Source organism: Candidatus Williamhamiltonella endosymbiont of Tuberolachnus salignus (genome assembly GCF_964019775.1).
Classification (GTDB): domain Bacteria; phylum Pseudomonadota; class Gammaproteobacteria; order Enterobacterales; family Enterobacteriaceae; genus Hamiltonella; species Hamiltonella defendens.
This window is the reverse complement of record NZ_OZ026471.1, coordinates 414,026-435,560: the sequence shown is the minus strand read 5'-3', so window position 1 is coordinate 435,560 and position 21,535 is coordinate 414,026. Positions and strand designations below refer to the sequence as shown.

Here is a 21,535-nt window from a genome sequence, read left to right as displayed (position 1 = left end):
GCTGTAGGGTTTTGCCCCTGAAGATTTCGATAAAATATCTCGTTAAGTCTTACAAGGGTTAATTTGATCAATGACAGTCATGATAAAGGTGGGGTGGGGTTGAAAATGGCAAAAAAGGCGGTTACAAAAATGCCAAAACACGGACAAATACGAACAAGTGGCTTTATCGATTTATGACAACAGTCAATTGCTTCACAGTGTAGAAATACCTGGCTTCAATGGTATTTAAAATAAACGGGAATCATTTTGTTCAATCATCAAATGGGGCATTTTTCTTTTAAATTTAGATATCTCGAGATTTATTGACGGACATGGCGTTGCTATAAGCCATTTCGACACTTTCTCTGCTATTGGCAGATACGCCTAAATCTCTCACACGGCCTTCGTGCATACCATAAATCCAACCGTGTAACATGACTTTTTGACCCCGTCTCCATGCAGATTGCACAATAGTAGAATGCCCAAGGTTGTAAACCTGCTCGACCACGTTGAGCTCGCAGAGCAGATTATTCCGATCTTTGAGTGGTAATTCCCCTAATATCAAACGATGCTTATACCAGAGATCACGAATATGTAATAACCAGTTATCTATTAAGCCTAATTCTTTATCTTCTATTGCTGCCTGGACGCCTCCACAACCGTAATGACCACAAATAATGATATGCGCCACTTTTAATACTTCTACAGCGTATTGCACTACAGACAGACAATTGAGATCAGTATGAATAATCAGGTTAGCCACATTACGATGTACAAAAAGTTCGCCTGGTTCCAAACTGGTTAACTGTTCGGCGGGGACACGGCTATCTGAGCAACCAATCCAAAGAAAATTCGGCTTTTGCACCTGAGATAAACGTTGAAAAAAATCAGGATCTTTTTGACTCATCGAATCTGACCAAATTTTATTATTTTCAATCAGTTTTTTTATGTCTTTCATTTAATTGTCTGATCACCTTTTATAAATAAGGTGCTCCTTAATATGACGAGCCAAAACAGGTGATATTTCTGGCTACTGAGCGCCTTGGATCCGCTCAATATGAGCACCCAGTTTTCTTAGCTTATTTTCGATACACTCATAACCCCGATCGATATGATAAATTCGCTCCACTATCGTGATTCCTTGAGCGATACAACCGGCTAACACCAAACTGGCCGAAGCACGTAAATCGGTCGCCATGACTCCTGCTCCAGAAAGGCGCTCCACACCATGACAAATGACGGTGTTGCTTTCAATTTTTACCTGGGCGCCCATACGGATTAATTCAGGGACATGCATAAAACGATTTTCAAAAATGGTTTCAGTAATAACACCTGTGCCTGTTGCAACGATATTGAGCAAAGTGAATTGGGCCTGCATGTCGGTTGGGAAACCGGGGTAAGGTGTTGTACGCACATTCACCGCCTTTGGACGCTTCCCTTTCATATCCAGGCTGATCCAGTCCTTGCCGACTTCGATTTGTGCGCCAGCTTCGTGCAATTTAGCCAATACGGCCTCTAAGGTAGCGGGCTGAGTGTGACGACAGACAACTTTACCTCTTGAAACTGCGCCTGCGACAAGAAAGGTCCCTGTTTCAATCCGATCAGGCATAATACTGTAAGCACCTCCTCTTAATCGCTTGACTCCTTCCACGACGATCTTGTCAGTTCCAGCACCTTGAATGTTGGCCCCTAAAATATTGAGGAAATTGGCTGTATCAACAATCTCAGGTTCTCGGGCAACGTTTTCAATAATGCTGGTGCCTTCAGCCAATGTAGCGGCACTCATGACGGTGAGGGTGGCCCCAACACTGACCTTATCCATGACAATATGAGCCCCTTTTAAACGACCTTCAACAGACGCCTTAATATACCCTTCTTCTATTTGTATTTTTGCACCGAGCTGTTTTAATCCAAAAATATGTAAATCCACTGGTCTTGCACCTATAGCGCATCCCCCAGGTAAAGAGACCTGCCCTCGACCGAACCTGGCAACCAAAGGCCCCAATGCCCAAATAGAGGCGCGCATGGTTTTGACCAATTCATAGGGCGCACAAAAATGATTAACCGCTTTCGCATCAATCATAATGGAATCAGGGGGTTGATATTTTGCTTTGACCCCCAGCTGTTTCAGTAAATTTAGCGTGGTGTCGATATCTTTGAGTTCTGGGATATTTTTTAACTCAATGGGTTCTTCTGACAATAGGGTAGAAAACAATATAGGCAGGGCGGCATTTTTTGATCCCGAAATCATCACCTCTCCCGAGAGAGAGCAAGGCCCCTGAATGCGAAATTTTTTCATTATGCTGATTCTCTTTACATTTAAAATTTTTCGATCAAACAGAGGTTTTTTTAAACTCTTTCCATTCTTGCACTGTATAAGTTTTGATGCTGACCGCATGAATACTTTTATTGGTGATGTATTTCATTAGGGGGGCATAAATAGTCTGTTGTCTTTTGAGACTGCTCATTCCTGAAAATAAATCACCCACAGCAATGACCTCAAAATGGTTACCCTGTTCGGTGATAAAAAGCGCTTCAAGAGACAAAGCATCGAGCAAGCTGTCTTTGATTTTTTTTTGCATAGTGATGATCAGTTATTTTAAAGTAATCGGCTGCTGAGCAAGCAGGGTTAAATGTTTTGTTAACCCATCTATTCCTGTTTCACGCAAGATATTAGCCCATTCATTTTGTTTCGTAGTAATAATACTGACCCCTTCGACCTGCATATCAAATGCCTGCCAATGATCGGTTTGGGTGTTTTTTCTCCATTGAAAATCTAATCTGACAGGAGGGCGGCCATCAGGATCAATGATTGTCACTCTAATAGGGATCATGGTGGCCGATCCCACCTCCTGAGGAGGTGCAATACGATACGTTTGGCCATAATACATGGTTAAAGCCTGGCCGTAAGCTTGTTCCAAATATTGACTAAAAGCTGAATAATAGTTTTTAAGTTGTTCAGGTTTTACGCCTTTGTAATAGGTGCCTAATACCAAAGCCCCTGCATATTTAATTTGTATAAAAGGGAATAACTCCTCTTGAACGATGGTCCGTAAATAATTGGGGTCGGCTTTAATCCTGGATTGCTCGTTTTTGAGTCGCGTGAAGGTTTTTTTCGCTGCATCTGCCATCAGTGTATACGGATTTGTTTTATCTAATGCCTGAACTAATGAAGGCACCAGCATCAATAAAACGATAAAAAAATATTTTTTTAACATGGGGGATTCTCTATTTCAATGATGTGAGATATTGGAGGTTTTATGTATGCTGCTTTTTTCACCACTTTTATATAAAAATTGACCGATCAGATCTTCAAGCACCAAAGCGGAGGAGGTGTTTTTAATGGTATCTCCTGATTTTAATATAGTCGTTCCCATTTCTGCATCTTCAAAACCCAGGCTCAATGCCAGAAATTGTTCTCCTAATAAGCCAGAAGTACGAATGGCTAATGAACTGCTGTCTGGAATGTGATGGTACTGTGAGTCAATATCGATGGTGACGCGAGGCGTATAATTTGGCCCCTTCAACGAAATGTCAGAGACTTTGCCTATGACCACGCCACCAATTTTAACAGGAGAATGCATTTTCAGGCCGCCAATATTGTCAAAATTAGCATATATTTCATAGGTAGATTGTGGTGTTATTAAGTGAATATTCGCGATCTTCAAGCAAAGAAACAGGATCGCGCTGATCCCTAATAACATCAATAAACCGACCCAGACTTCATATTTTTTTGTATTCATTATGATGAGTTCCCAAACATCAATACAGTGAGCAAGAAATCAACAGCCAGTACAGCCAATGATGAATTTACGACGGTCCTGGTCGTTGCCAGGCTGATCCCTTCAGAGGTGGGTGTGGCATCGTAGCCATTGAATACCGAGATCCAGGTGATGATCACTGCAAATGACACACTTTTAAAAAAACAATTGATGACATCAGAAGGCATCACGGAATCGTGCATTGCTGACCAGAAAAACCCAGCATCGATACCCTTCCAGTCAATCGCTACCATGCTACTCCCAAAGATACCGACGCTGATAAAGAGAGCGGCCAGTAATGGTAAACTGATGACACCGGCCCAAAAGCGCGGAGCGATAACCCGTCTTAAGGGATCAATCGCCATCATTTCTAAACTGGAAAGTTGCTCCGTGGCCTTCATTAAGCCAATCTCAGCCGTCAGCGCGGATCCTGCCCGCCCTGCGAACAATAAAGCCGAAACTACTGGGCCCAGTTCACGGAACAACGATAAAGCGACCAACATACCTAAGCTGCCTTCTGCACCGTAGGTCGTTAACGTTAAATATCCTTGCAAACCCAGCACCATCCCGATGAATAAACCCGAAATGACAATAATCAAAATAGATTGTACGCCAACACGATATAGCTGTTTGATTAAAATAGGGAGATTTTTACGAGGTTCCGGCTTGCCGAAAACAATATTCAACAACATGCATCCTGCTCGTCCAAGGGTAGAGCAGGCGTCAATCCCTTTACGCCCTAAAGATGATACACTTTCTATGATTGACATGAAGATTCCATCAAGTTTAAGGGTATTTTAAGGTATACAAGTCTCTGAAATACCGTACAAAAATTCTCGAATACGGGGATTGGGATTGTTTTTCAGTTGTTCTGGTGAACCCTCTGCAATAACGTGCTGATCTGCCAAGATATAAGCGTAATCGGCAATACTCAAAACTTCTGTCACATTATGTGACACCAGGATACAGGTCATGTCTAATGTATGATTGAGTTCTCTGATTAATTTCACCAATATGCCTAAATTCATGGGATCTTGTCCAACAAAGGGTTCATCGAACATGATGAGCTGGGGATCCAGCGCAATAGCACGCGCTAATGCCGCTCGTCTGGCCATGCCACCAGACAGCTCTGAAGGCATCAAACAAGCGGCCTCCTTGAGACCCACGGCTTCTAACTTCATCATCACTGTGCTCCGCAGCAATTCTTCGGATAAAGCTCTGTGCTCACGTAGAGGAAATGCCACATTTTCGAATACATTCAGATCAGTAAATAACGCGCCAGATTGAAACAACATGCTCATTTTTTTACGAACACGATAGAGATCTTTGCGAGATAAGTGAGGGATATTTTCTCCATCGAATAAAATATCTCCTTTATCAGGCAAAAGCTGTCCGCCTATCAAACGTAGTAAAGTGGTTTTACCTGTTCCAGAAGGGCCCATAATGGCAGTCATTTTTCCACGGGGGAAAGTGATATTGATATCAGAAAATATCGCCTTATCGCCACGTGTGAAATGTACACCTTTCATTTCGATTAAATTAGATTTATCACTCATTCGTCGTGTGTAAAATACATACCTTCAGTTTGGATTCAATGAGATTTATAAATCATTTTGGTTGATCTTGCTGCTTTTGTTTTTTTATGTTGAGTTCTCAATTATTAAAGTTCTTTAAAAACCCTTGATAAACCCAGAGCGCGGTGTGCTGATGCGGTTAATCCATGTTACATGGTAGGCTTCTTAAACAGTTTAGTATAAAATTTTTCACCTTACTATCAAATGTATGCCATGAGTACTTTAATAAGTGATAAGTATGATATTACTCAATCAGGTAAATTATCAACAAATTGCCAAAGCAGTATTAAAAATTGAATGTGCCGGTTTGGCTCAATTAGAGCAGTACATCAATGAAGATTTTGAAAAGGCTTGCGCCCACATTTTTTCTTGTCAGGGCAAGTTAGTGATCATGGGAATGGGTAAATCTGGGCATATAGGTTGTAAAATAGCCGCTACCTTTGCCAGCACCGGAACACCGGCTTTTTTTGTTCATCCGAGTGAAGCAAACCATGGCGATCTTGGCATGATAAGTCAGGGTGACATTGTGTTAGCGATTTCAAATTCCGGTGAAGCGAATGAAATTTTGTCCTTGATCCCTTTGTTAAAGCGCCAACATATTTTTTTGATTTGTATGACAGCAGATCCCAACAGCACGATGGGAGAAGCGGCAGATATTCACCTGTGTATTAAAGTTCCTCAAGAAGCTTGCCCGTTGGGATTAGCGCCCACCACCAGCACGACGGCTACTTTGGTGATGGGGGATGCGCTTGCGGTCGCCCTTTTGCAAGCTCGAGGATTTACTGAAAAAGACTTCGCACGCTCTCATCCTGGGGGAAGGTTAGGCCGTAAGTTGCTGCTTCGGGTCAGTGATATGATGCACACTGGAAGCGACATTCCTTTCGTTTATTCAAATGCTTCTTTGCGTGATACTTTGTTGGAAATGACCCAAAAAAAGCTGGGTTTAACCGCGATTTGTGATCACAATATGAAAATTGAAGGGATTTTTACTGATGGGGATTTACGCCGAGTGTTTGATAAACAAATAGATTTGAACAAGGCGCACATTAATCACCTGATGACTTCCAATCCGGTACAGGTTAAACCTGGTTTATTGGCTGTGGAGGCCCTTAACTTAATGCAATTACATCATATTACCGCTTTGTTGGTGTCTAAAAAAAGCCGTTTGGTGGGGGTGGTGCATATGCATGACATGCTGAGATCCGGAGTAATCTAATGAACGAGATAATGGATGAATCATATGCTAGAAACGCATTACGGAATCGTTAAAAAAGAAGTGGTTCAGCGAGCGACACAGATTCGGCTGTTAATTTGTGATGTCGATGGCGTGCTTTCCGACGGTCGAATTTATATGGGGAACCAGGGCGAGGAACTCAAATCCTTTCATATACATGATGGCCACGGCATTCGGTGTTTAAAAAATGCCGGGATTGAAGTCGCACTGATCACAGGTCGTTCCTCTCAAATTGTCAAAGATAGGGCGCTTACCTTGGGCATTGATCACCTTTATCAAGGCGCCATAGAAAAACTGATACCCTATCGGGAGCTCCTATCTCTCCTGTCTCTCAACGATCAACAAGTGGCCTATATTGGAGATGATTTAATCGACTGGCCCGTGATGCAAAAAGTGGGGCTATCTGTGGCCGTTTCAAATGCCTATCCCTGGCTTTTAAAAAAAGCACATTACGTCACCTATACCTTGGGTGGCCATGGTGCAGTCCGTGAACTCTGTGATTTAATTTTGTTGGCTCAAAAAAAGCTCACGAGCGCTAAAGAGGCATTTATATGAATGACAAAATGAAATGAGCCAAAAAATAAAAGGAGCGGCTTTTCTTTTTTTATCCGTGATTGTTATCATTTTTTTAAGTTGGAATCTGCTGGATTATTTTGATCCAGATTTAAAAGACAGTACAATCACTCTTGGCCCGAATGATCCTATCTATCAAGCTCAAGAGATACGCACTGATATTTATAACCTCGAAGGTTTTCTCAGCTATACCATCACCGCTCAAAATGCCGCGCGTTATGTTCATAAAAAACAAGCAGGCGATTCTAATGGGCCTGAAAATATCACTTGGTTTACAAAGCCTGTTATGGTTTTATTTGATGATATTTTGCAGCCTGATTGGTCTCTGAAAGCGGATAAAGCAAAATTGACTGATGATAATAAAATGCTTTATTTATATGTTGATGTTGAATTAAACCATTTAATACAGAGCTCATATTTAAAAAAAATCACCACAGAAAGTGCCAAAATTAACCTGGTTACCCAGGATATTTCTTCGAATGACTCAGTCAACCTTTACGGTGTTGATTTTTTTTCTAGCGGTATGAAAATGCGAGGAAATTTACGAAGCAAAAAAGCGAATTTGGTTGAAAAGGTAAAAACAAACTATGAAATACAAAAAGAAAATCCATAAGCTATTTTTGATAGGTATATTGCTCACTTTAAAATTCCCTGCTTTTGGGTTAACCGATGATACCGATCAGCCTGTCATTATTACATCTGATAAGCAATCTTTAGACATTCTCAATCATACGAATACTTATATAGACAACGTGATGATTAAACAGGGCTCTATCAAGATCACTGCAAGTAAAGTAGTGGTGATTCGCCCTAACGGAGATCCTCAAAAAACCGTGGTGGATGGTTTTGGTGACCCCATCACCTTCTATCAAATGCAAGATAACGGAAAACCCCTCAAAGGTCACAGTGAAAAATTACGCTATACCTTCTCGGATAAATTGTTGGTATTAACGGGTAACGCTTATTTAGATCAGTTAGACAGTCACATTAAAGCAGATCGTATTACTTATCTTATCCCACAAAAAAAAATGCACGCCTTCAGTTCTAAGGGAAAACCGGTTTACTCTGTAATTTTACCCTCTCAATTAACAAATCAAGCGCCTAAGAATTCGGCTCAAAAGGACTCACCATAATGTCCAGATTAATCGCAAAAAATTTAGCGAAGGCATATCAAGGTCGTAAGGTCGTTGAAGATATTAGTTTGCAGGTGAATTCAGGTGAAATCGTGGGTTTATTAGGCCCTAATGGAGCAGGCAAAACCACGACTTTTTATATGGTGGTCGGCATCATTCCTCTAGATGGAGGAAGTATCATCATCGATGACCAAGACATCAGTTTATTGTCTTTACATGAACGTGCACGCCGGGGTATCGGCTATTTACCACAAGAAAAGTCTATTTTTCGTGGTCTTAGCGTTTACGATAATTTGATGTCTATTCTAGAAATAAACAAAAGCCTTTCTTTTGAACGCCGTAAAATACGGGCGGCGGATCTGATGGAAGAGTTTCAGGTCAGTCATTTGAAATCGAATTTAGGCCGCTCGCTTTCAGGAGGAGAATCTCGAAGAGTCGAAATTGCACGCGCACTGGCAGCAGATCCCAAATTTATTTTACTTGATGAGCCTTTTTCTGGGGTCGATCCTATCTCTGTCATTGAAATAAAAAAAATCATCAAACATTTACGAGATAGAGGGTTAGGCGTACTAATTACGGATCACAACGTCAGGGAAACGCTCAATGTTTGTGAACGGGCTTATATTATGAATCAGGGCAATTTAATTGCACATGGTGCACCAAATGATATTTTAGACAATCAACAGGTCAAACAGGTTTATTTAGGGGAGGAGTTTCGCCTTTAATAAACATGAAGAAAGCCATCAAATGACAGCTAAAATTAGCGGTAATCTGACAAAAGTAAAGACAAAACAGTGAAAATAAAATGTCCAATGATGATTCAATACAACTGAGTCCAATATTAAGCATGGATTGCACAAAAATTGCCAATTGCACCAGTAAAAAAAGGGTTTTAGAAATTATCAGTGAGTTAGCAGCTCAACAGCTTCATATTTCCTCACAGATCATTTTTGATGCGCTCTTAACACGAGAACGTTTGGGTAGCACATGTATTGGCAATGGGATTGCGATACCTCACGGTAAATTAGAAAAAGACACCCACGTAGTGGGGGTGTTGATTCGCCTGGTTCAACCGATTGCGCTTGACGCGGTTGATCATCAACCTGTCGATCTGATATTTGCTTTGTTGGCCCCTTTGGACCAGGATAAAATGCATTTAAAGATTTTATCTTTAGTGGCAGACAAATTAGCGGATAAAGCCATTTGTCGTCGTTTACGTGCTGCAGAAAACGATCGAGAGCTTTATGAAATCATCACTGAGTCAACGATAGTTTGATCATTAACACTTGAACGACATATTGTACAACTGTTATATCCTGTCGAATCAGTGAGGATATCGACATAGCCTTTTACATTAACAAGAGAGCCACCCTATGGTTCTGATGATTGTCAGTGGCCGTTCTGGTTCTGGAAAATCTGTAGCCTTACGGGCTCTTGAAGATATGGGGTTTTATTGTGTTGATAATTTACCCATTATTTTATTACCGAATCTGGCCAGTAGCCTGATGCCCAGAAACACCCCTGCGGCCATCAGCATAGATGTCCGAAACATGCCAGGATCTTCTGAAATATTTGAAAAGGTGCTCACAAAATTAAACAAAAAATTTTCAACGCGATTAATTTTTCTAGATGCTAACCACAATACATTGATCCAGCGTTACAGTGAGACACGACGCCTACACCCGCTTTCTGGTAATCACCTGTCATTAGAAAAAGCCATCGACGAAGAAAATATCTTGTTAGAGCCGTTACGCTCTCGCGCTGATTTGATCATCAACACCTCCGAAATGTCAGTGCATCAGCTGTCTGAAATGCTCCGTGTTCGGTCATTGGGAACAAAAGAGCGAAAATTAAGTATGGTATTTGAATCTTTTGGATTTAAATATGGCCTTCCTATTTATGCAGACTACGTTTTTGATGTTCGTTTTTTACCCAATCCTCATTGGGATCCCAAATTACGATCCATGACAGGTTTGGATAAACCTGTTGTGGATTTTTTAAAACGGCACTCTGAAGTGCATCATTTTATTTATCAAACCCTTCATTATTTAAATCAGTGGCTTCCCATGCTGGAAAATAATGATAGGAGCTATCTCACCATTGCGATTGGCTGCACAGGAGGCAAACACCGTTCGGTCTATATTGCTGAGCAATTAGCCGATTATTTTCGTTCCCGTGGGAAAAACGTTCAATTACGCCACCGTACATTGGAAAAAAGAAAAGAATGACGACAAAACCAATCGTTACAATTGAGATGTGTGACTTAAACGTTTCGTTTTCATCAGGAGGCTTCATTGACCCACTCTTTATATCGTAAAAATATTATTTCAATTTCTGATCTGAGTCAGCTCGAGTTAAAGCACATTATGGATACGGCGGCGTATTTTAAAAACACACCGCCCGTGAATCTTTTAAAACATACCGTTATCGCCAGTTGTTTTTTTGAAGCCTCTACCCGCACTCGATTATCTTTTGAAGCAGCCATTCATCGTCTTGGGGCTTCTGTGGTGGGTTTTTCAGACGACCAGTTTACATCCGTCAGTAAGGGTGAAAGCCTGTCTGACACCTTACGTGTGATCAGCAGCTATGTAGATGCGATTATCATCCGGCACCCCAAAGAAGGGGCTCCTCAATATGCTGCCGGTTTTTGCCCAGTCCCCATCATCAATGCGGGGGATGGTACGAATGAACACCCCACACAAACCTTGCTGGATTTATTCAGTATTCAAGAAACACAGGGGCGCTTAAGCCATCTCAAAATCGGTCTCGCCGGAGATTTAAAATATGGTCGAACGGTTCATTCGCTCACAAAAGCACTATCAACATTTCCAAATAATGAATTTTTTTTAATTTCGCCTCCAGAGTTGTCAATGCCTTGTCCCCTTGTGAAGGAACTTAATCACAGCGTGCATCACACAATTGAAGAAGTGCTGCCTCAGCTTGACATTCTTTACATGACCCGTATTCAACAAGAACGCCTGAAACCAGAGCATCGTCATCTTAAAACCGCTTTCATTTTAGAGGGTAAGCATCTTCTTCCTGGTCAGGTAAAAACGAATTTAAAAATTTTACATCCTTTACCACGAGTCGATGAAATAGCACCAGAGGTAGACACAACACCTTATGCCTATTATTTTCAGCAGGCGGCGAATGGGATGTTTATTCGAGAGGCTTTACTGGCATTATTACTCAATCCTCATGCACCATATCCGTAAGACCTTAAGCATAAAAACCGGGGGGATCTCAAGCAGTGATAAGCAGAATGAAAGGCATTATTTTGGAAAAACAGCCGCCCTGGATATTGTTAGATATTCAAGGAATGGGATATGACATCCAACTTCCTATGACCTGTTTTTATCAGCTTCCAGAATTGGGGCAAGAAGCGATTATTTTTACGCATTTTGTGGTGCGAGAGGATGCTCAATTATTATATGGGTTTCATCATCCTAAAGAGCGGGCGATGTTCAGTGAACTGATTAAAGTGAATGGTGTTGGGCCAAAACTTGGGTTGGCGATTTTATCTGGCATGTCTTCAGAAGAGTTTATCTGTGCGCTGGAAAAAGAAGATATTTCAAATTTAATCAAATTACCTGGAGTTGGAAAAAAAACGGCAGAGCGATTGCTGGTGGAAATGAAAGATCGTATCAAAAATTTAAATAAAAATTTATTTAAAAGCACAGCCGATCATATGTTGTCATCAGTTTCTACTGATCTTTCAGCAAAATCGGCCGAAGCAGAAGCCATATCGGCGTTGATCTCACTAGGTTATAAACCGCAGGAAGCGGCTCAATTGATCAAAAATATCGCTCAGCCAGATTTAGATTCCCAAGCTTTAATAAAGCATGCTTTACGCTCCACCTTATAATATTTTCTTGCTTAAAGGCAAAAAAGGCGCCCCATGATTGAAATAGACAGGTTGGTTTCAACCGATGTTTTAAATGAAAATGAAGCTTTGGTAGATCGCGCTATTCGCCCAAAACGGCTCGATGAATACGTAGGGCAATCCCATGTTCGTGATCAAATGCAAATATTCATTCAGGCAGCAAAACAACGTGGGGATGCATTAGATCACTTACTCATCTTTGGCCCTCCAGGGTTGGGTAAAACGACACTGGCCAATATTGTGGCCCATGAAATGGGAGTGAATTTGCGCACCACCTCTGGGCCTGTTTTAGAAAAAGCGGGAGATTTGGCGGCATTATTAACGCATCTTGAACCCAGAGATGTGCTCTTTATCGATGAAATTCATCGTTTATCTCCTGTAGTGGAAGAAATTTTGTACCCCGCGATGGAAGATTACCAACTTGACATCATGATAGGAGAAGGCCCCGGCGCGCGTTCTATTAAACTGGATTTACCCCCCTTCACATTGATTGGCGCCACCACACGCGCGGGATCTTTGACCTCTCCCTTGAGAGATCGATTTGGCATTGTACAACGCCTGGAATTTTATTCTGTCGCAGATTTAGAACATATCGTCTCTCGGAGTGCACGCTGTTTGCAATTACCCCTCACTAAAAATGGCGCTCATCAATTGGCACTACGTTCAAGAGGCACTCCTCGAATTATTAATCGCCTTTTAAGACGGGTGCGGGATTTTGCTGAAGTGAAAGGCGAAGGCAAAATTAACACTGAGATTGCGATCAAAGCCTTAGAGATGTTGAATGTTGACAAAGAAGGATTAGATTATATGGACAGTAAATTACTGTTGGCGATTATTGAAAAATTTCAGGGAGGACCGGTCGGATTAGATAATTTGGCTGCGGCCATTGGTGAAGAACGCGAGACCATTGAAGATGTCCTGGAGCCTTATTTAATCCAGCAAGGGTTTATTCAGCGCACACCTCGCGGCAGAATAGCGACACAGCACGCTTATCAGCATTTCATATGTGGTGGTTAAAAAGAATTCACAAAAATATTAGAAGGAGGACTGTAGTCAGTATTTAGATAAAAATCAGATAATTGATATGGTAAATGATATTTTTGAAAAATCTGATAAAAATAATGATGAAAAAATTAGCCGTGAAAATTTGATAAAAATCAGTCGTAAATCGTTTTCTGAATATTGTAGTGATTGATATTCATACAATATAAAAATGCCCCCCCTCAGGACTTTTCTATTTTTTAAGGATGAAAAATCACAATGACCCAAGAACAATCCCCCTCTTTTTTGATTCCTGAACTTCGATCTGATGCTCATACTCACCGTATTAAACGAACGCCTACGGGTTTTGTACCTGTTGAACAATGGGAGGTTCAATCTGTCATAACAAGGTCTGATGGCGGTTCGACTCGGTATGTGGGGCAAGTGATTATTCAGCTGGAAAACAATCCGACTGTGCTCAATGCGGCCTTGAGACTGGCGGGAAAACACCCAGGCTCAGTCTTGGTTCAACTCGATCAACAAAATCATTATCGCGTGTTATCGGGCTCTCCCAAAACGCTTCAAGGAAAATTGCGCTGGCAAGTCGTAGGACACGGCAGTGAAGTTTATGCAGATGGAAAATTGAATGCTATTCGAGCCATGTCTGGCATCAAACCGGATGATTTAGCTACACTTTTAACAAAGTTTAACCAACATTTTAGTAAAAAATATACTATCGACAGTACGCCAAACCGAATCAGTTTAGTCGGATGTCGGCTGATCGATCACAACGGCAAAAATTTTGCCACTCAATTTGCTCATGCGATGAAAAGTAGGGGCATTCAGGCAGACATATCGGCCAGAAAAGGATTAGTGTCTGTTCCTCATGACGGTTTTGGTAAAAAATTTACCCGTGAAACGCAATTAGTTAATAGGGCTCAGACGGCAGGGGATACCTTACTGCTAGGCTGGGACAAAACTGGCGCACTGATATATAAAAAGCACAGCAGTGCTTTTCGGTTGCTATCCCCCGTATTAGATGCCTGGGCTCCCCGGCATTTTACCGATCCTAAAATACAAAATAAGCAGTTTAAGTATCTCATTTATCCTTCTTCAATCAGAGATTTAATGGATCGAAAAGGCGTTTTTTCAAAAAATATTAAAGAAAAACTCAGCCAATCTGATTTCATTTCAGCCAGTATTCTTTCAAATCAGACCCTTGGAGATCATAAGGTAGGCGTGATATTGGAGGTCCCCGAACAAAATATTTTGGCCGCGGCCCCTCATGAAAGCATTTTTAAGCCAAATTTAGAAAGTATGTTTCAACCATCAGGCGCACGAATTCGTTTCATCAAAAAAAAGGGGCTACAAAAAACCAATCAGATGATTAATGCCATTGAAGACCGATTATCGCACACAAAGAACAGGTCTCTCTCTGCATTGGTCCGTCATGGTTTATTATCGAATCAATTATTTTCCTATCCACAACGAGTCAGTACGCCTGACGATATTATTCATCAAACCCTCACGCGAAATACCGTGCTTGTCACGGGACGACCGGATGTCAATATTTATCCCCATTATCCTGTGACAAAAAACATTAAAATCACCGGCCTGTTTTTTATAGATTCTGATGACCCTAAAAATAAAGAGGGGTCCAGGAGTTTCACATTATTACGTGAAGCTGCTCGAGAGATGACTCAAGAATTAGACATTGAATTAAAGATCATCAAAATACGTCGGGAAGCGGATTCAGATAAAAGTGCTCAAAGTAATATCACCCCAAAAATCAATCAAAATAGACCGATAGATCTCGTAGAGATGACCCCTGATCAAAAAAATATCAGTTTTTCTGGTTCTTTTTTAACTGAAAAATTACAGCGAATCTGGATCTTGATCAATGGTATTGCCTCTAACAATCACACCTCATTTGGTCCTCATGATCTCAAACTATTAACGGAGTTTTTTCACCTTCCCTCAAGAAGACTCGACTGGAAAAGATTAAACCAGACAGTGTCGCACCCCCTGTTTTATTCTCAGTTTATCGGTCAAATTCAATGTTTAATGGAATTGAGTGACACTCATGGTCAATTCAGAGGCTTAACAGGCCAAACTGCTTTAAAACGCCTCTCTGAGTGGCAAAATTTTGTCTTCGACAATATGATGCATTGGAACAGCCTGATAAAAATCTACACTCCCAGGATAGCGAGTCATCCTGCAATTTATCCGGTTATGCAAGGGATTTATATGGGTGACGGCAGTGATGTGGCACAACAAAAAGCGCAAAAAGTGAGTTTAGCTTATTTAAGCATGCTCAGACTGGGCGATAAAGATTTACGCGTAAAATTACTGAAGGCATTTGAAACTCATGCTGAAATCCACGCCAAAAAAATATTTTTTGATAGCACTGATCAAGATATCAATACTTTTGGGCGTCTGATTCATGAGCTGGAAGAAAGGGGGGCTTTTATTAAAAAAGGGTTGCAGAAACTCGCTGAATTTTTTAACACACTGGCTAATGAAACGGCAGGGTATTATCAGCTTCGCATGGGAGAACATATTTTAACGATAGCCAAACGTCAGGGCACAGATCAAAAAAACCACTGGTATCTCTATGATGCGAATTTTGGCGAAATGGTTTTCACTGATGATCATGCTCAAAACACAAGTCACATTCTTAAATCGATGTTAAATGACTATTTTGCGTGTTTAAGGAGCTTCTCTGCAAGAAATGGTGCTTTTTTACTGGATGTTTATCAGTTAAATTTTGCTCAGATTTTGACATCTCCTTCTGTTAAAAAATTGAAGCAATTTATCAGCAAAGAGTATAGAGAGTCCCTGTTTTTATCGACCCTTAAGCCGGTTAAAACGCAGACAAACAAGAACAGCCTTGAGTTTTCAAAGCTATTTCGTACAGTCGGTATGTTGGGTCAGGTCAATAAAGGGATCTCCTGGATCCGATCTTTAACACTTTTGTCTCATTACTGGAGTCGTCGTTCTTCCGAACAACTCAATCACTCTCAAAAACACGTATTGGAGCTGGAAGCTCAACTGGCCATAGCGAGCATTGTGTACGATGTGGGGAGTGTATGTTTAGAATTAAGTTCGAAAAAACTGGGGCATCACCTGATTGAAAAATTCTCTTCTCAGTCTTTTCGAGTGCTTGCATCTAGAATGCAGCGTTTTCAGTATGCAGCTGGAATGAATCTGGTTCGATATGGAGGCGCCTGCTTAAATATGCTGGGTGCCGCTTTCGATATTTATCAAGCCCACAAAGCAGGCACTGAGCTGAAAACGGTCACTGATCCGGATGTTCGACAAGATTTACAGGTCAGTCTCGCCGTTTCTTCTTTAAGTGCTTCGATCACTATCGCCAGCGGTCTGGCATTACTCGCCTTAGCTGGAAAAATGGCGTTAGTGAGTGGCGCGGTCGGTATCGCCTTAGGCGTTTTGACGGCTGTCGTCGGGGGAATGTATCTCTCAGTTCGTCAAATTCAACAAATCGAGCGCTACACCAACTTGACGGGGTTACAAAAATTACGGACGGGTTGGTTGAGTTTTTGGGGCGCAGACATTGACGTCGAGGTCACTAATCAGGTTACGAAAGGACAGGCAAAAGAACAAGCTAAAAAAAATGTTCATGACCAATTCAAAAAAAATTTTCAAGCATTACTGGATTCAGATAAGCAAATAGAGGCGGTGTATTACAGCATGGGAGAAATCATGTTAAGTGAACATCCCTATCAAAAGTTAACGGGGAAAAAATGGACTATGTTGAGCAGCCCATCCATACCCCTGAATCAATATTTATTCATCGACAGCATTAAAGACAAAATACTGCCCTCACAGGCTCAAACCATATTATCAGACTATCAAACCCAAAAATTGGGGCATCGAGCTGTCTATGCTGATCTGCGTTTAGAAGACAGTGAGTACAAATTTTACGATATCGAAGGACTTTTACCGACTGATGATCAGATATCCCTTGACACTGATGCACATTCAGAGAGCATTTTATCTTTAAAAAGACCGGTCGAACCTTACAGTTCGTCATCGCTCTCTGCTTCTGTTGTAAAATCCGATACCTCTGATTTTAAAAATCTCGCTAAAATTTATTTTTTTTTAGGAGCCGGAAACGATGGGGTGACAGGGCACCCAGAAAAAAGTAATGTCTTTGACATCGGTGATGGGGTCAAAAATTTTAAGGGGGGACATCAATCAGATACGTTTATTTTTAATGGCACTAAGGCCCTTTCTCAACCCAGCGTATTCGATGGAGTAAAAGGGACTGATGCTCTGATAGCGAACAAAAAGCCATCCCAAGGCGGATACTATGTCAATCTGCAGGAAAACGCTTTTTATTTTACCCATGAACATCAAAAAATCGCCGTATTGAAAAATATCGATCATATAGAGACCTGCGCAGAAACGGACGATGTGATTTTGGGTAACGCTCAATCCAATATCCTGAATGGGAAGGGGGGGAAAGATAAATTGATGGGGTTCGATGGGAATGATATTTTAGTGGCGCAGGCCGGCAAATTAGATGGAGGAAAAGGCACAGATTCTTATCGTGTTTTACAAAATACCGACGGCGAGGCGGCGTTATTAATCATTGAAGAAGATGACGATCCAGACACATTGAGTCATGTTTTTTTGGATTATTCCGTGACCCAAATCATCAGCATAAAGAGAATCAAGCAGCATCTGTTCATTGAACTAAACAATGACAATCAAAGTATCACCACTTTAACGTTATTTCATCTTTATTCCGCGTTTGAGCCAAAAAAACGAAGGTTAACCAGCCAATATATTTTTTATACCAAGGATGGCGTGATCTTCTCGGGCTTACCTGCTGAAATCGCATTTGATCCCAATAAAGATGAATCTGAGACTCTCATTTTAATGGCAACATATGCACCAAAATTTGATCAAAAATTGTCTCTGCCTAAAACCGACAGCCTAAAAAAACCCTTCATCATTCAAAAAATGTCCGGGCAGAAACAAACAGGGATGATCGATATCAGTGGCGAAAAAAAAATATTGCCGGATTTTTTGAGATTGGTCGCTCAAGAAACGGGTTTTGATGATGATTTACAGGGAAATGAGCTCAGCAACATCTTACACAGCAAAACAGGCGAAGATATCCTGGAAGGCAAAGGAGGCAGAGATGTGTACATCATCGAAGACAGACCCACGGAAGAAGTGCGCATTCATAATTATGATGCGCCTAAAACGGGGTCGCCGGAGCAAGATATTATACTGTTGCCTTTTTTACTGCAGGATCTTCGGATAACACAAGATGATGACGATGTGATTTTAAGTCATTTCTATGCCCCTGCAGAACATGTCAATCTACGTCTGATGAATTTTATGATAGAGGAAAGCTATAGACATCTTTCCATCATAGATAAGGGAGGGCGTGTGCACACAGTGAGCGTCAATGCTAAACATGAACCCGACTTCGTTCAAGATCACTTGTTCCCTCATATGAGCACGAAAAATGGGGATCATATCTTAAGCCAATTGAGGCAAATCACGCCTGAATTTTCAGAGGCAGAGCAAGTATTCCATGTGGATAGAGAGCACATTTTACAGACAGTGATACCGGTAATGTCATTTTAACGCCTCATCCCTTGTTTCCATAACCAGCAGGTCAGAGTATCTGTCCCTATTTCAAACCGCTTGTCAGTCTTTATGAGAATCAGTTTTTCGTGCTCTCGAATACGGCGAATTTTTTTCAATAAAATCAAGTGAATAACTCATAGTAAACTCATTCGGATTCTTAACTCAATTGAAATCGTTTGGCCATCATCAATTTATCAGAGGCTCTATGAATTAAGTGCATATATATATAAAACACAGGTATAATGTGCCTATTAAAATAAAAAAGGTCTATTTTCATGAATAAAATCAAAATCATCAAAGGCACTTTGGTGGCTCCAAATGCCAAAATCGCCATCGCTATCGCGCGTTTTAATCGTTTTATTAATGATAGCCTGCTCAGCGGAGCACTCGATGCTTTGCAACGTATCGGGCAGATTCACGAAGAAAATATCACCGTCGTTTGGGTTCCTGGCGCTTATGAGTTGCCTCTCATCGTAAAAACATTAATACAAACAAAAAATTACCAGGCCGTCGTGGCATTAGGCACCGTGATCCGTGGTAGTACCACTCATTTTAATTATGTGGCGGGTGAATGCAGCGCCGGTTTATCTCAGATTGCAATCAGTACCGATACCCCTGTGGCTTTCGGTGTGCTGACAACAGAGAATATTGAGCAAGCCATTGAACGTGCCGGCACGAAAGCCGGTAATAAAGGCGCAGATGCCGCTATAGCCGCCCTCGAAATGATCAATCTCATTCAAACCATCAATCTTAATCATTCAACAAACATTTAAAGGAGAACGTTGTGAACCCTTCTGCTCGTCGCCGTGCACGCGAATGTGTCGTACAAGCCCTCTATGCCTGGCAAGTATCTCAAAATGATATAGCAGAAGTTGAGTTATCCTTCTTGGCCGATCAAGAAACGCAAGGAGCAGATATCGCTTATTTTCGTCATGTATTATTGGGTGTTGCCTCTGATGTGGAAGCTCTGGATACCTTGATGACCCCTTATCTTTCTCGTCAATTCCAGGAATTAGGTCAAATAGAAAAAGCCATTTTGCGCTTGGCGATGTTTGAATTGAGTAAGCGTGATGATGTGCCCTATAAAGTCACCATTAATGAGGCGATTGAATTGGGGAAAACCTTTGGTGCTGACGACAGTCATAAATTCATTAATGGTGTCCTGGATAAAGCGGCGCCCATTATTCGAAAAAGAATGCAAATTAGATCACAAAATGGGCCTTATCAATCAGTTTGTTGAGGTTGTATTTAAAGAGAGATGATCTTTTTGAAATTTTTGGAGTACAGATGCCTCGCAGTGAATTTGACCTGATTTCTCGCTATTTTAATCGAAAAAGTTTTATTCGTGAGGATGTCGAGCTCGGCATAGGAGATGATTGCGCTTTACTTTCTACTGAAAAAAAAAGGCGAATCGCGGTCAGTACGGACACATTGGTTTCCGGGGTGCATTTTTTACCAGATATTGATCCCGCTGATTTGGCTTATAAAGCCTTTATGATCAATTTAAGTGATTTGGCGGCCATGGGGGCTGAGCCTGCCTGGTTGTCTTTGGCGTTAACTTTGCCGCGTATCGACGAACCCTGGTTACAAACATTTAGCGATATGCTTTTTGAACAACTTGAAGCGTATCGCATGCAGTTAATTGGCGGAGATACCACCCGTGGGCCTTTAAGCCTTACTTTAACCATTCAGGGCCTATTGATTGAAAAGGGAGGATTAACCCGCAGCGGAGCAAAAAAAGGCGATGGAATTTATGTCACAGGCACTTTAGGTGACAGCGCCGCCGGTTTAGCCATCTTAAAAAATACCGTGACTATCAGCGATGAGGCTGACAAGCGTTTTTTGATTAAGCGCCATTTACGCCCACAAGCGAGGATATTTCAAGGAAAGGCGTTGAACGGTTTAGCCCATTCAGCAATTGATATCTCAGATGGATTTATCTCTGATTTACAACATATTTTAAATGCCAGTCAATGCGGGGCTCATATTGAATTATCTCAATTGCCTTATTCGCCTGCTTTAAAAACATATTCAAATCATGAACAAGCCCTGCGTTGGGCTTTGAGTGGGGGCGAGGATTACGAGCTTTGTTTTACTCTCTCACCTCAATACTCACACATTTTAGAAAACCTGTTTCAGCGATGCAGAGGCCCTGAAGTGTTTTATACAAAGGTGGGTGAAGTTGTGTCGGACTTTTCTGAAAAAATCACATTTTTTCGTGATGGAGAGCCGGTTTCAATGAAGATCTCCAATATTACAGGTTACGATCATTTTGATACTTACCGCAGAGAATAGCCGTGTTTAAAGAAAAAAATTTGCGTATGAGCAATCCTGTCCATTTACTCGCAACCGGCTTTGGAAGCGGTCTTTCTTCTTTTGCCCCAGGAACCATGGGATCGCTCGCGGCCATCCCATTTTGGTTTGTATTGATAGCTCTGCCCAACCCTTTTTATATCATCTGTCTCATCCTCAGCTTTGGCTTTGGGATTTATCTGTGTGGCCGAACCGCCAAAGAGATGGGCGTTGATGACCCTGGTTGTATCGTTTGGGATGAATTCGTGGGTTTATGGATCACACTCAGCCTCTTACCGAAAGAGGCTCACACTCCGTTATGGATCACGGTGGGTTTTCTTCTCTTCCGGCTTTTTGATATTTGGAAACCCTTTCCTATCCGTGTGATTGATCGTCATATACGAGGCGGCGTTGGCATTATGCTTGATGACGTCATTGCCGGTTTTTTTGCCGCTATGATGCTTTTTTTATTTCACCGATTTTTGTAAAAGTGAGGC

The 21,535-nt window shown here is 41.4% G+C and carries 22 protein-coding genes; 15 read left to right on the top strand and 7 right to left on the bottom strand.

Features of this window, described 5'->3' with window-relative positions; translation table 11 throughout:
- Window positions 1–283: 283 nt before the first annotated feature.
- From can to mlaF, 7 genes are all read right to left on the bottom strand, one after another.
- Window positions 284–937 carry a carbonate dehydratase gene (gene can, locus AACL23_RS02095; protein WP_100096188.1) on the bottom strand — a complete coding sequence of 218 codons (654 nt, stop codon included), beginning with the start codon at window positions 935–937 and terminating at the stop codon, window positions 284–286.
- 72 nt (window positions 938–1,009) lie between these two features.
- Window positions 1,010–2,278, bottom strand: coding sequence for a UDP-N-acetylglucosamine 1-carboxyvinyltransferase (murA, locus tag AACL23_RS02090; RefSeq protein WP_100096189.1), 1,269 nt, complete (start codon window positions 2,276–2,278; stop codon window positions 1,010–1,012).
- A 34-nt stretch (window positions 2,279–2,312) separates the two neighbouring features.
- Entirely contained in the window at window positions 2,313–2,561 is a 249-nt protein-coding gene (locus AACL23_RS02085; protein WP_015874300.1) for a BolA family protein, read from the bottom strand.
- 12 nt (window positions 2,562–2,573) lie between these two features.
- Window positions 2,574–3,197, bottom strand: a complete 624-nt coding sequence (gene mlaC / locus AACL23_RS02080; RefSeq protein WP_095034349.1) for a phospholipid-binding protein MlaC — start codon at window positions 3,195–3,197, stop codon at window positions 2,574–2,576.
- A 15-nt stretch (window positions 3,198–3,212) separates the two neighbouring features.
- Complete coding sequence (gene mlaD, locus AACL23_RS02075; RefSeq protein WP_100096190.1) at window positions 3,213–3,722, bottom strand: outer membrane lipid asymmetry maintenance protein MlaD; 510 nt, start codon at window positions 3,720–3,722, stop codon at window positions 3,213–3,215.
- Window positions 3,722–4,510, bottom strand: a complete 789-nt coding sequence (mlaE, locus tag AACL23_RS02070) for a lipid asymmetry maintenance ABC transporter permease subunit MlaE (RefSeq protein ID WP_100096191.1) — start codon at window positions 4,508–4,510, stop codon at window positions 3,722–3,724. The genes mlaD and mlaE overlap by 1 nt, the downstream gene beginning before the upstream one ends.
- Before the next feature lie 27 nt (window positions 4,511–4,537).
- Window positions 4,538–5,296 (bottom strand): phospholipid ABC transporter ATP-binding protein MlaF, encoded by a 759-nt coding sequence (mlaF, locus tag AACL23_RS02065; protein WP_339049857.1) that lies wholly within the window; start codon window positions 5,294–5,296, stop codon window positions 4,538–4,540.
- A 256-nt stretch (window positions 5,297–5,552) separates the two neighbouring features.
- Here mlaF and kdsD point away from each other — a divergent pair, with 256 nt between their 5' ends.
- The 15 genes from kdsD (at window position 5,553) to AACL23_RS01990 (ending at window position 21,526) form a co-directional block, all read left to right on the top strand.
- Window positions 5,553–6,530 (top strand): arabinose-5-phosphate isomerase KdsD, encoded by a 978-nt coding sequence (kdsD, locus tag AACL23_RS02060; RefSeq protein ID WP_015874295.1) that lies wholly within the window; start codon window positions 5,553–5,555, stop codon window positions 6,528–6,530.
- A gap of 15 nt (window positions 6,531–6,545) precedes the next feature.
- Window positions 6,546–7,103: a 3-deoxy-manno-octulosonate-8-phosphatase KdsC gene (kdsC, locus tag AACL23_RS02055; protein ID WP_015874294.1), complete on the top strand. Its 558-nt coding sequence runs from the start codon at window positions 6,546–6,548 to the stop codon at window positions 7,101–7,103.
- A 13-nt stretch (window positions 7,104–7,116) separates the two neighbouring features.
- Entirely contained in the window at window positions 7,117–7,734 is a 618-nt protein-coding gene (lptC, locus tag AACL23_RS02050; protein WP_015874293.1) for an LPS export ABC transporter periplasmic protein LptC, read from the top strand.
- Window positions 7,709–8,254, top strand: a complete 546-nt coding sequence (gene lptA, locus AACL23_RS02045; protein WP_015874292.1) for a lipopolysaccharide ABC transporter substrate-binding protein LptA — start codon at window positions 7,709–7,711, stop codon at window positions 8,252–8,254. Before lptC ends, lptA begins: the two co-directional genes overlap by 26 nt.
- Window positions 8,254–8,979 carry an LPS export ABC transporter ATP-binding protein gene (lptB, locus tag AACL23_RS02040; RefSeq protein WP_015874291.1) on the top strand — a complete coding sequence of 242 codons (726 nt, stop codon included), beginning with the start codon at window positions 8,254–8,256 and terminating at the stop codon, window positions 8,977–8,979. The genes lptA and lptB overlap by 1 nt, the downstream gene beginning before the upstream one ends.
- An 80-nt stretch (window positions 8,980–9,059) precedes the next feature.
- Window positions 9,060–9,530, top strand: a complete 471-nt coding sequence (gene ptsN, locus AACL23_RS02035; RefSeq protein ID WP_100096193.1) for a PTS IIA-like nitrogen regulatory protein PtsN — start codon at window positions 9,060–9,062, stop codon at window positions 9,528–9,530.
- Window positions 9,531–9,627: 97 nt separating this feature from the next.
- Window positions 9,628–10,482, top strand: coding sequence for an RNase adapter RapZ (gene rapZ / locus AACL23_RS02030; RefSeq protein WP_015874289.1), 855 nt, complete (start codon window positions 9,628–9,630; stop codon window positions 10,480–10,482).
- A gap of 66 nt (window positions 10,483–10,548) precedes the next feature.
- Window positions 10,549–11,469, top strand: a complete 921-nt coding sequence (pyrB, locus tag AACL23_RS02025; protein WP_100096194.1) for an aspartate carbamoyltransferase — start codon at window positions 10,549–10,551, stop codon at window positions 11,467–11,469.
- A 35-nt stretch (window positions 11,470–11,504) separates the two neighbouring features.
- Window positions 11,505–12,119: a Holliday junction branch migration protein RuvA gene (gene ruvA, locus AACL23_RS02020; protein ID WP_015874287.1), complete on the top strand. Its 615-nt coding sequence runs from the start codon at window positions 11,505–11,507 to the stop codon at window positions 12,117–12,119.
- A gap of 33 nt (window positions 12,120–12,152) precedes the next feature.
- The gene (ruvB, locus tag AACL23_RS02015; RefSeq protein ID WP_339049848.1) at window positions 12,153–13,154 is read left to right on the top strand and encodes a Holliday junction branch migration DNA helicase RuvB; all 1,002 of its coding nucleotides are present in this window, start codon (window positions 12,153–12,155) and stop codon (window positions 13,152–13,154) included.
- A 243-nt stretch (window positions 13,155–13,397) separates the two neighbouring features.
- On the top strand, window positions 13,398–18,743 hold the full coding sequence (locus tag AACL23_RS02010; protein WP_339049845.1) for a C80 family cysteine peptidase: 5,346 nt from the start codon (window positions 13,398–13,400) through the stop codon (window positions 18,741–18,743).
- A 287-nt stretch (window positions 18,744–19,030) separates the two neighbouring features.
- On the top strand, window positions 19,031–19,519 hold the full coding sequence (ribE, locus tag AACL23_RS02005; protein WP_100097082.1) for a 6,7-dimethyl-8-ribityllumazine synthase: 489 nt from the start codon (window positions 19,031–19,033) through the stop codon (window positions 19,517–19,519).
- An 11-nt stretch (window positions 19,520–19,530) separates the two neighbouring features.
- The gene (gene nusB / locus AACL23_RS02000) at window positions 19,531–19,986 is read left to right on the top strand and encodes a transcription antitermination factor NusB (RefSeq protein ID WP_095034339.1); all 456 of its coding nucleotides are present in this window, start codon (window positions 19,531–19,533) and stop codon (window positions 19,984–19,986) included.
- 47 nt (window positions 19,987–20,033) lie between these two features.
- Window positions 20,034–21,041, top strand: coding sequence for a thiamine-phosphate kinase (gene thiL, locus AACL23_RS01995; RefSeq protein WP_339049830.1), 1,008 nt, complete (start codon window positions 20,034–20,036; stop codon window positions 21,039–21,041).
- A gap of 26 nt (window positions 21,042–21,067) precedes the next feature.
- A complete protein-coding gene (locus AACL23_RS01990) occupies window positions 21,068–21,526 on the top strand; it encodes a phosphatidylglycerophosphatase A family protein (protein ID WP_339049828.1) in 459 nt (152 codons plus the stop codon).
- The last annotated feature ends 9 nt before the right edge of the window (window positions 21,527–21,535 follow it).

Excerpts from the sequence above, each read along its gene's own strand:
- ptsN (WP_100096193.1), top strand. The coding sequence starts at position 9,060 with ATGTCCAATGATGATTCAATACAACTGAGTCCAATATTAAGCATGGAT.
- ruvB (WP_339049848.1), top strand. The coding sequence starts at position 12,153 with ATGATTGAAATAGACAGGTTGGTTTCAACCGATGTTTTAAATGAAAAT.
- kdsC (WP_015874294.1), top strand. The coding sequence starts at position 6,546 with ATGAATCATATGCTAGAAACGCATTACGGAATCGTTAAAAAAGAAGTG.
- thiL (WP_339049830.1), top strand. The coding sequence starts at position 20,034 with ATGCCTCGCAGTGAATTTGACCTGATTTCTCGCTATTTTAATCGAAAA.
- murA (WP_100096189.1), bottom strand. The coding sequence starts at position 2,278 with ATGAAAAAATTTCGCATTCAGGGGCCTTGCTCTCTCTCGGGAGAGGTG.
- AACL23_RS02010 (WP_339049845.1), top strand. The coding sequence starts at position 13,398 with ATGACCCAAGAACAATCCCCCTCTTTTTTGATTCCTGAACTTCGATCT.
- AACL23_RS02085 (WP_015874300.1), bottom strand. The coding sequence starts at position 2,561 with ATGCAAAAAAAAATCAAAGACAGCTTGCTCGATGCTTTGTCTCTTGAA.
- mlaC (WP_095034349.1), bottom strand. The coding sequence starts at position 3,197 with ATGTTAAAAAAATATTTTTTTATCGTTTTATTGATGCTGGTGCCTTCA.
- rapZ (WP_015874289.1), top strand. The coding sequence starts at position 9,628 with ATGGTTCTGATGATTGTCAGTGGCCGTTCTGGTTCTGGAAAATCTGTA.
- lptA (WP_015874292.1), top strand. The coding sequence starts at position 7,709 with ATGAAATACAAAAAGAAAATCCATAAGCTATTTTTGATAGGTATATTG.
- mlaE (WP_100096191.1), bottom strand. The coding sequence starts at position 4,510 with ATGTCAATCATAGAAAGTGTATCATCTTTAGGGCGTAAAGGGATTGAC.
- lptB (WP_015874291.1), top strand. The coding sequence starts at position 8,254 with ATGTCCAGATTAATCGCAAAAAATTTAGCGAAGGCATATCAAGGTCGT.
- mlaD (WP_100096190.1), bottom strand. The coding sequence starts at position 3,722 with ATGAATACAAAAAAATATGAAGTCTGGGTCGGTTTATTGATGTTATTA.
- can (WP_100096188.1), bottom strand. The coding sequence starts at position 937 with ATGAAAGACATAAAAAAACTGATTGAAAATAATAAAATTTGGTCAGAT.
- lptC (WP_015874293.1), top strand. The coding sequence starts at position 7,117 with ATGAGCCAAAAAATAAAAGGAGCGGCTTTTCTTTTTTTATCCGTGATT.
- kdsD (WP_015874295.1), top strand. The coding sequence starts at position 5,553 with ATGATATTACTCAATCAGGTAAATTATCAACAAATTGCCAAAGCAGTA.
- AACL23_RS01990 (WP_339049828.1), top strand. The coding sequence starts at position 21,068 with ATGAGCAATCCTGTCCATTTACTCGCAACCGGCTTTGGAAGCGGTCTT.
- mlaF (WP_339049857.1), bottom strand. The coding sequence starts at position 5,296 with ATGAGTGATAAATCTAATTTAATCGAAATGAAAGGTGTACATTTCACA.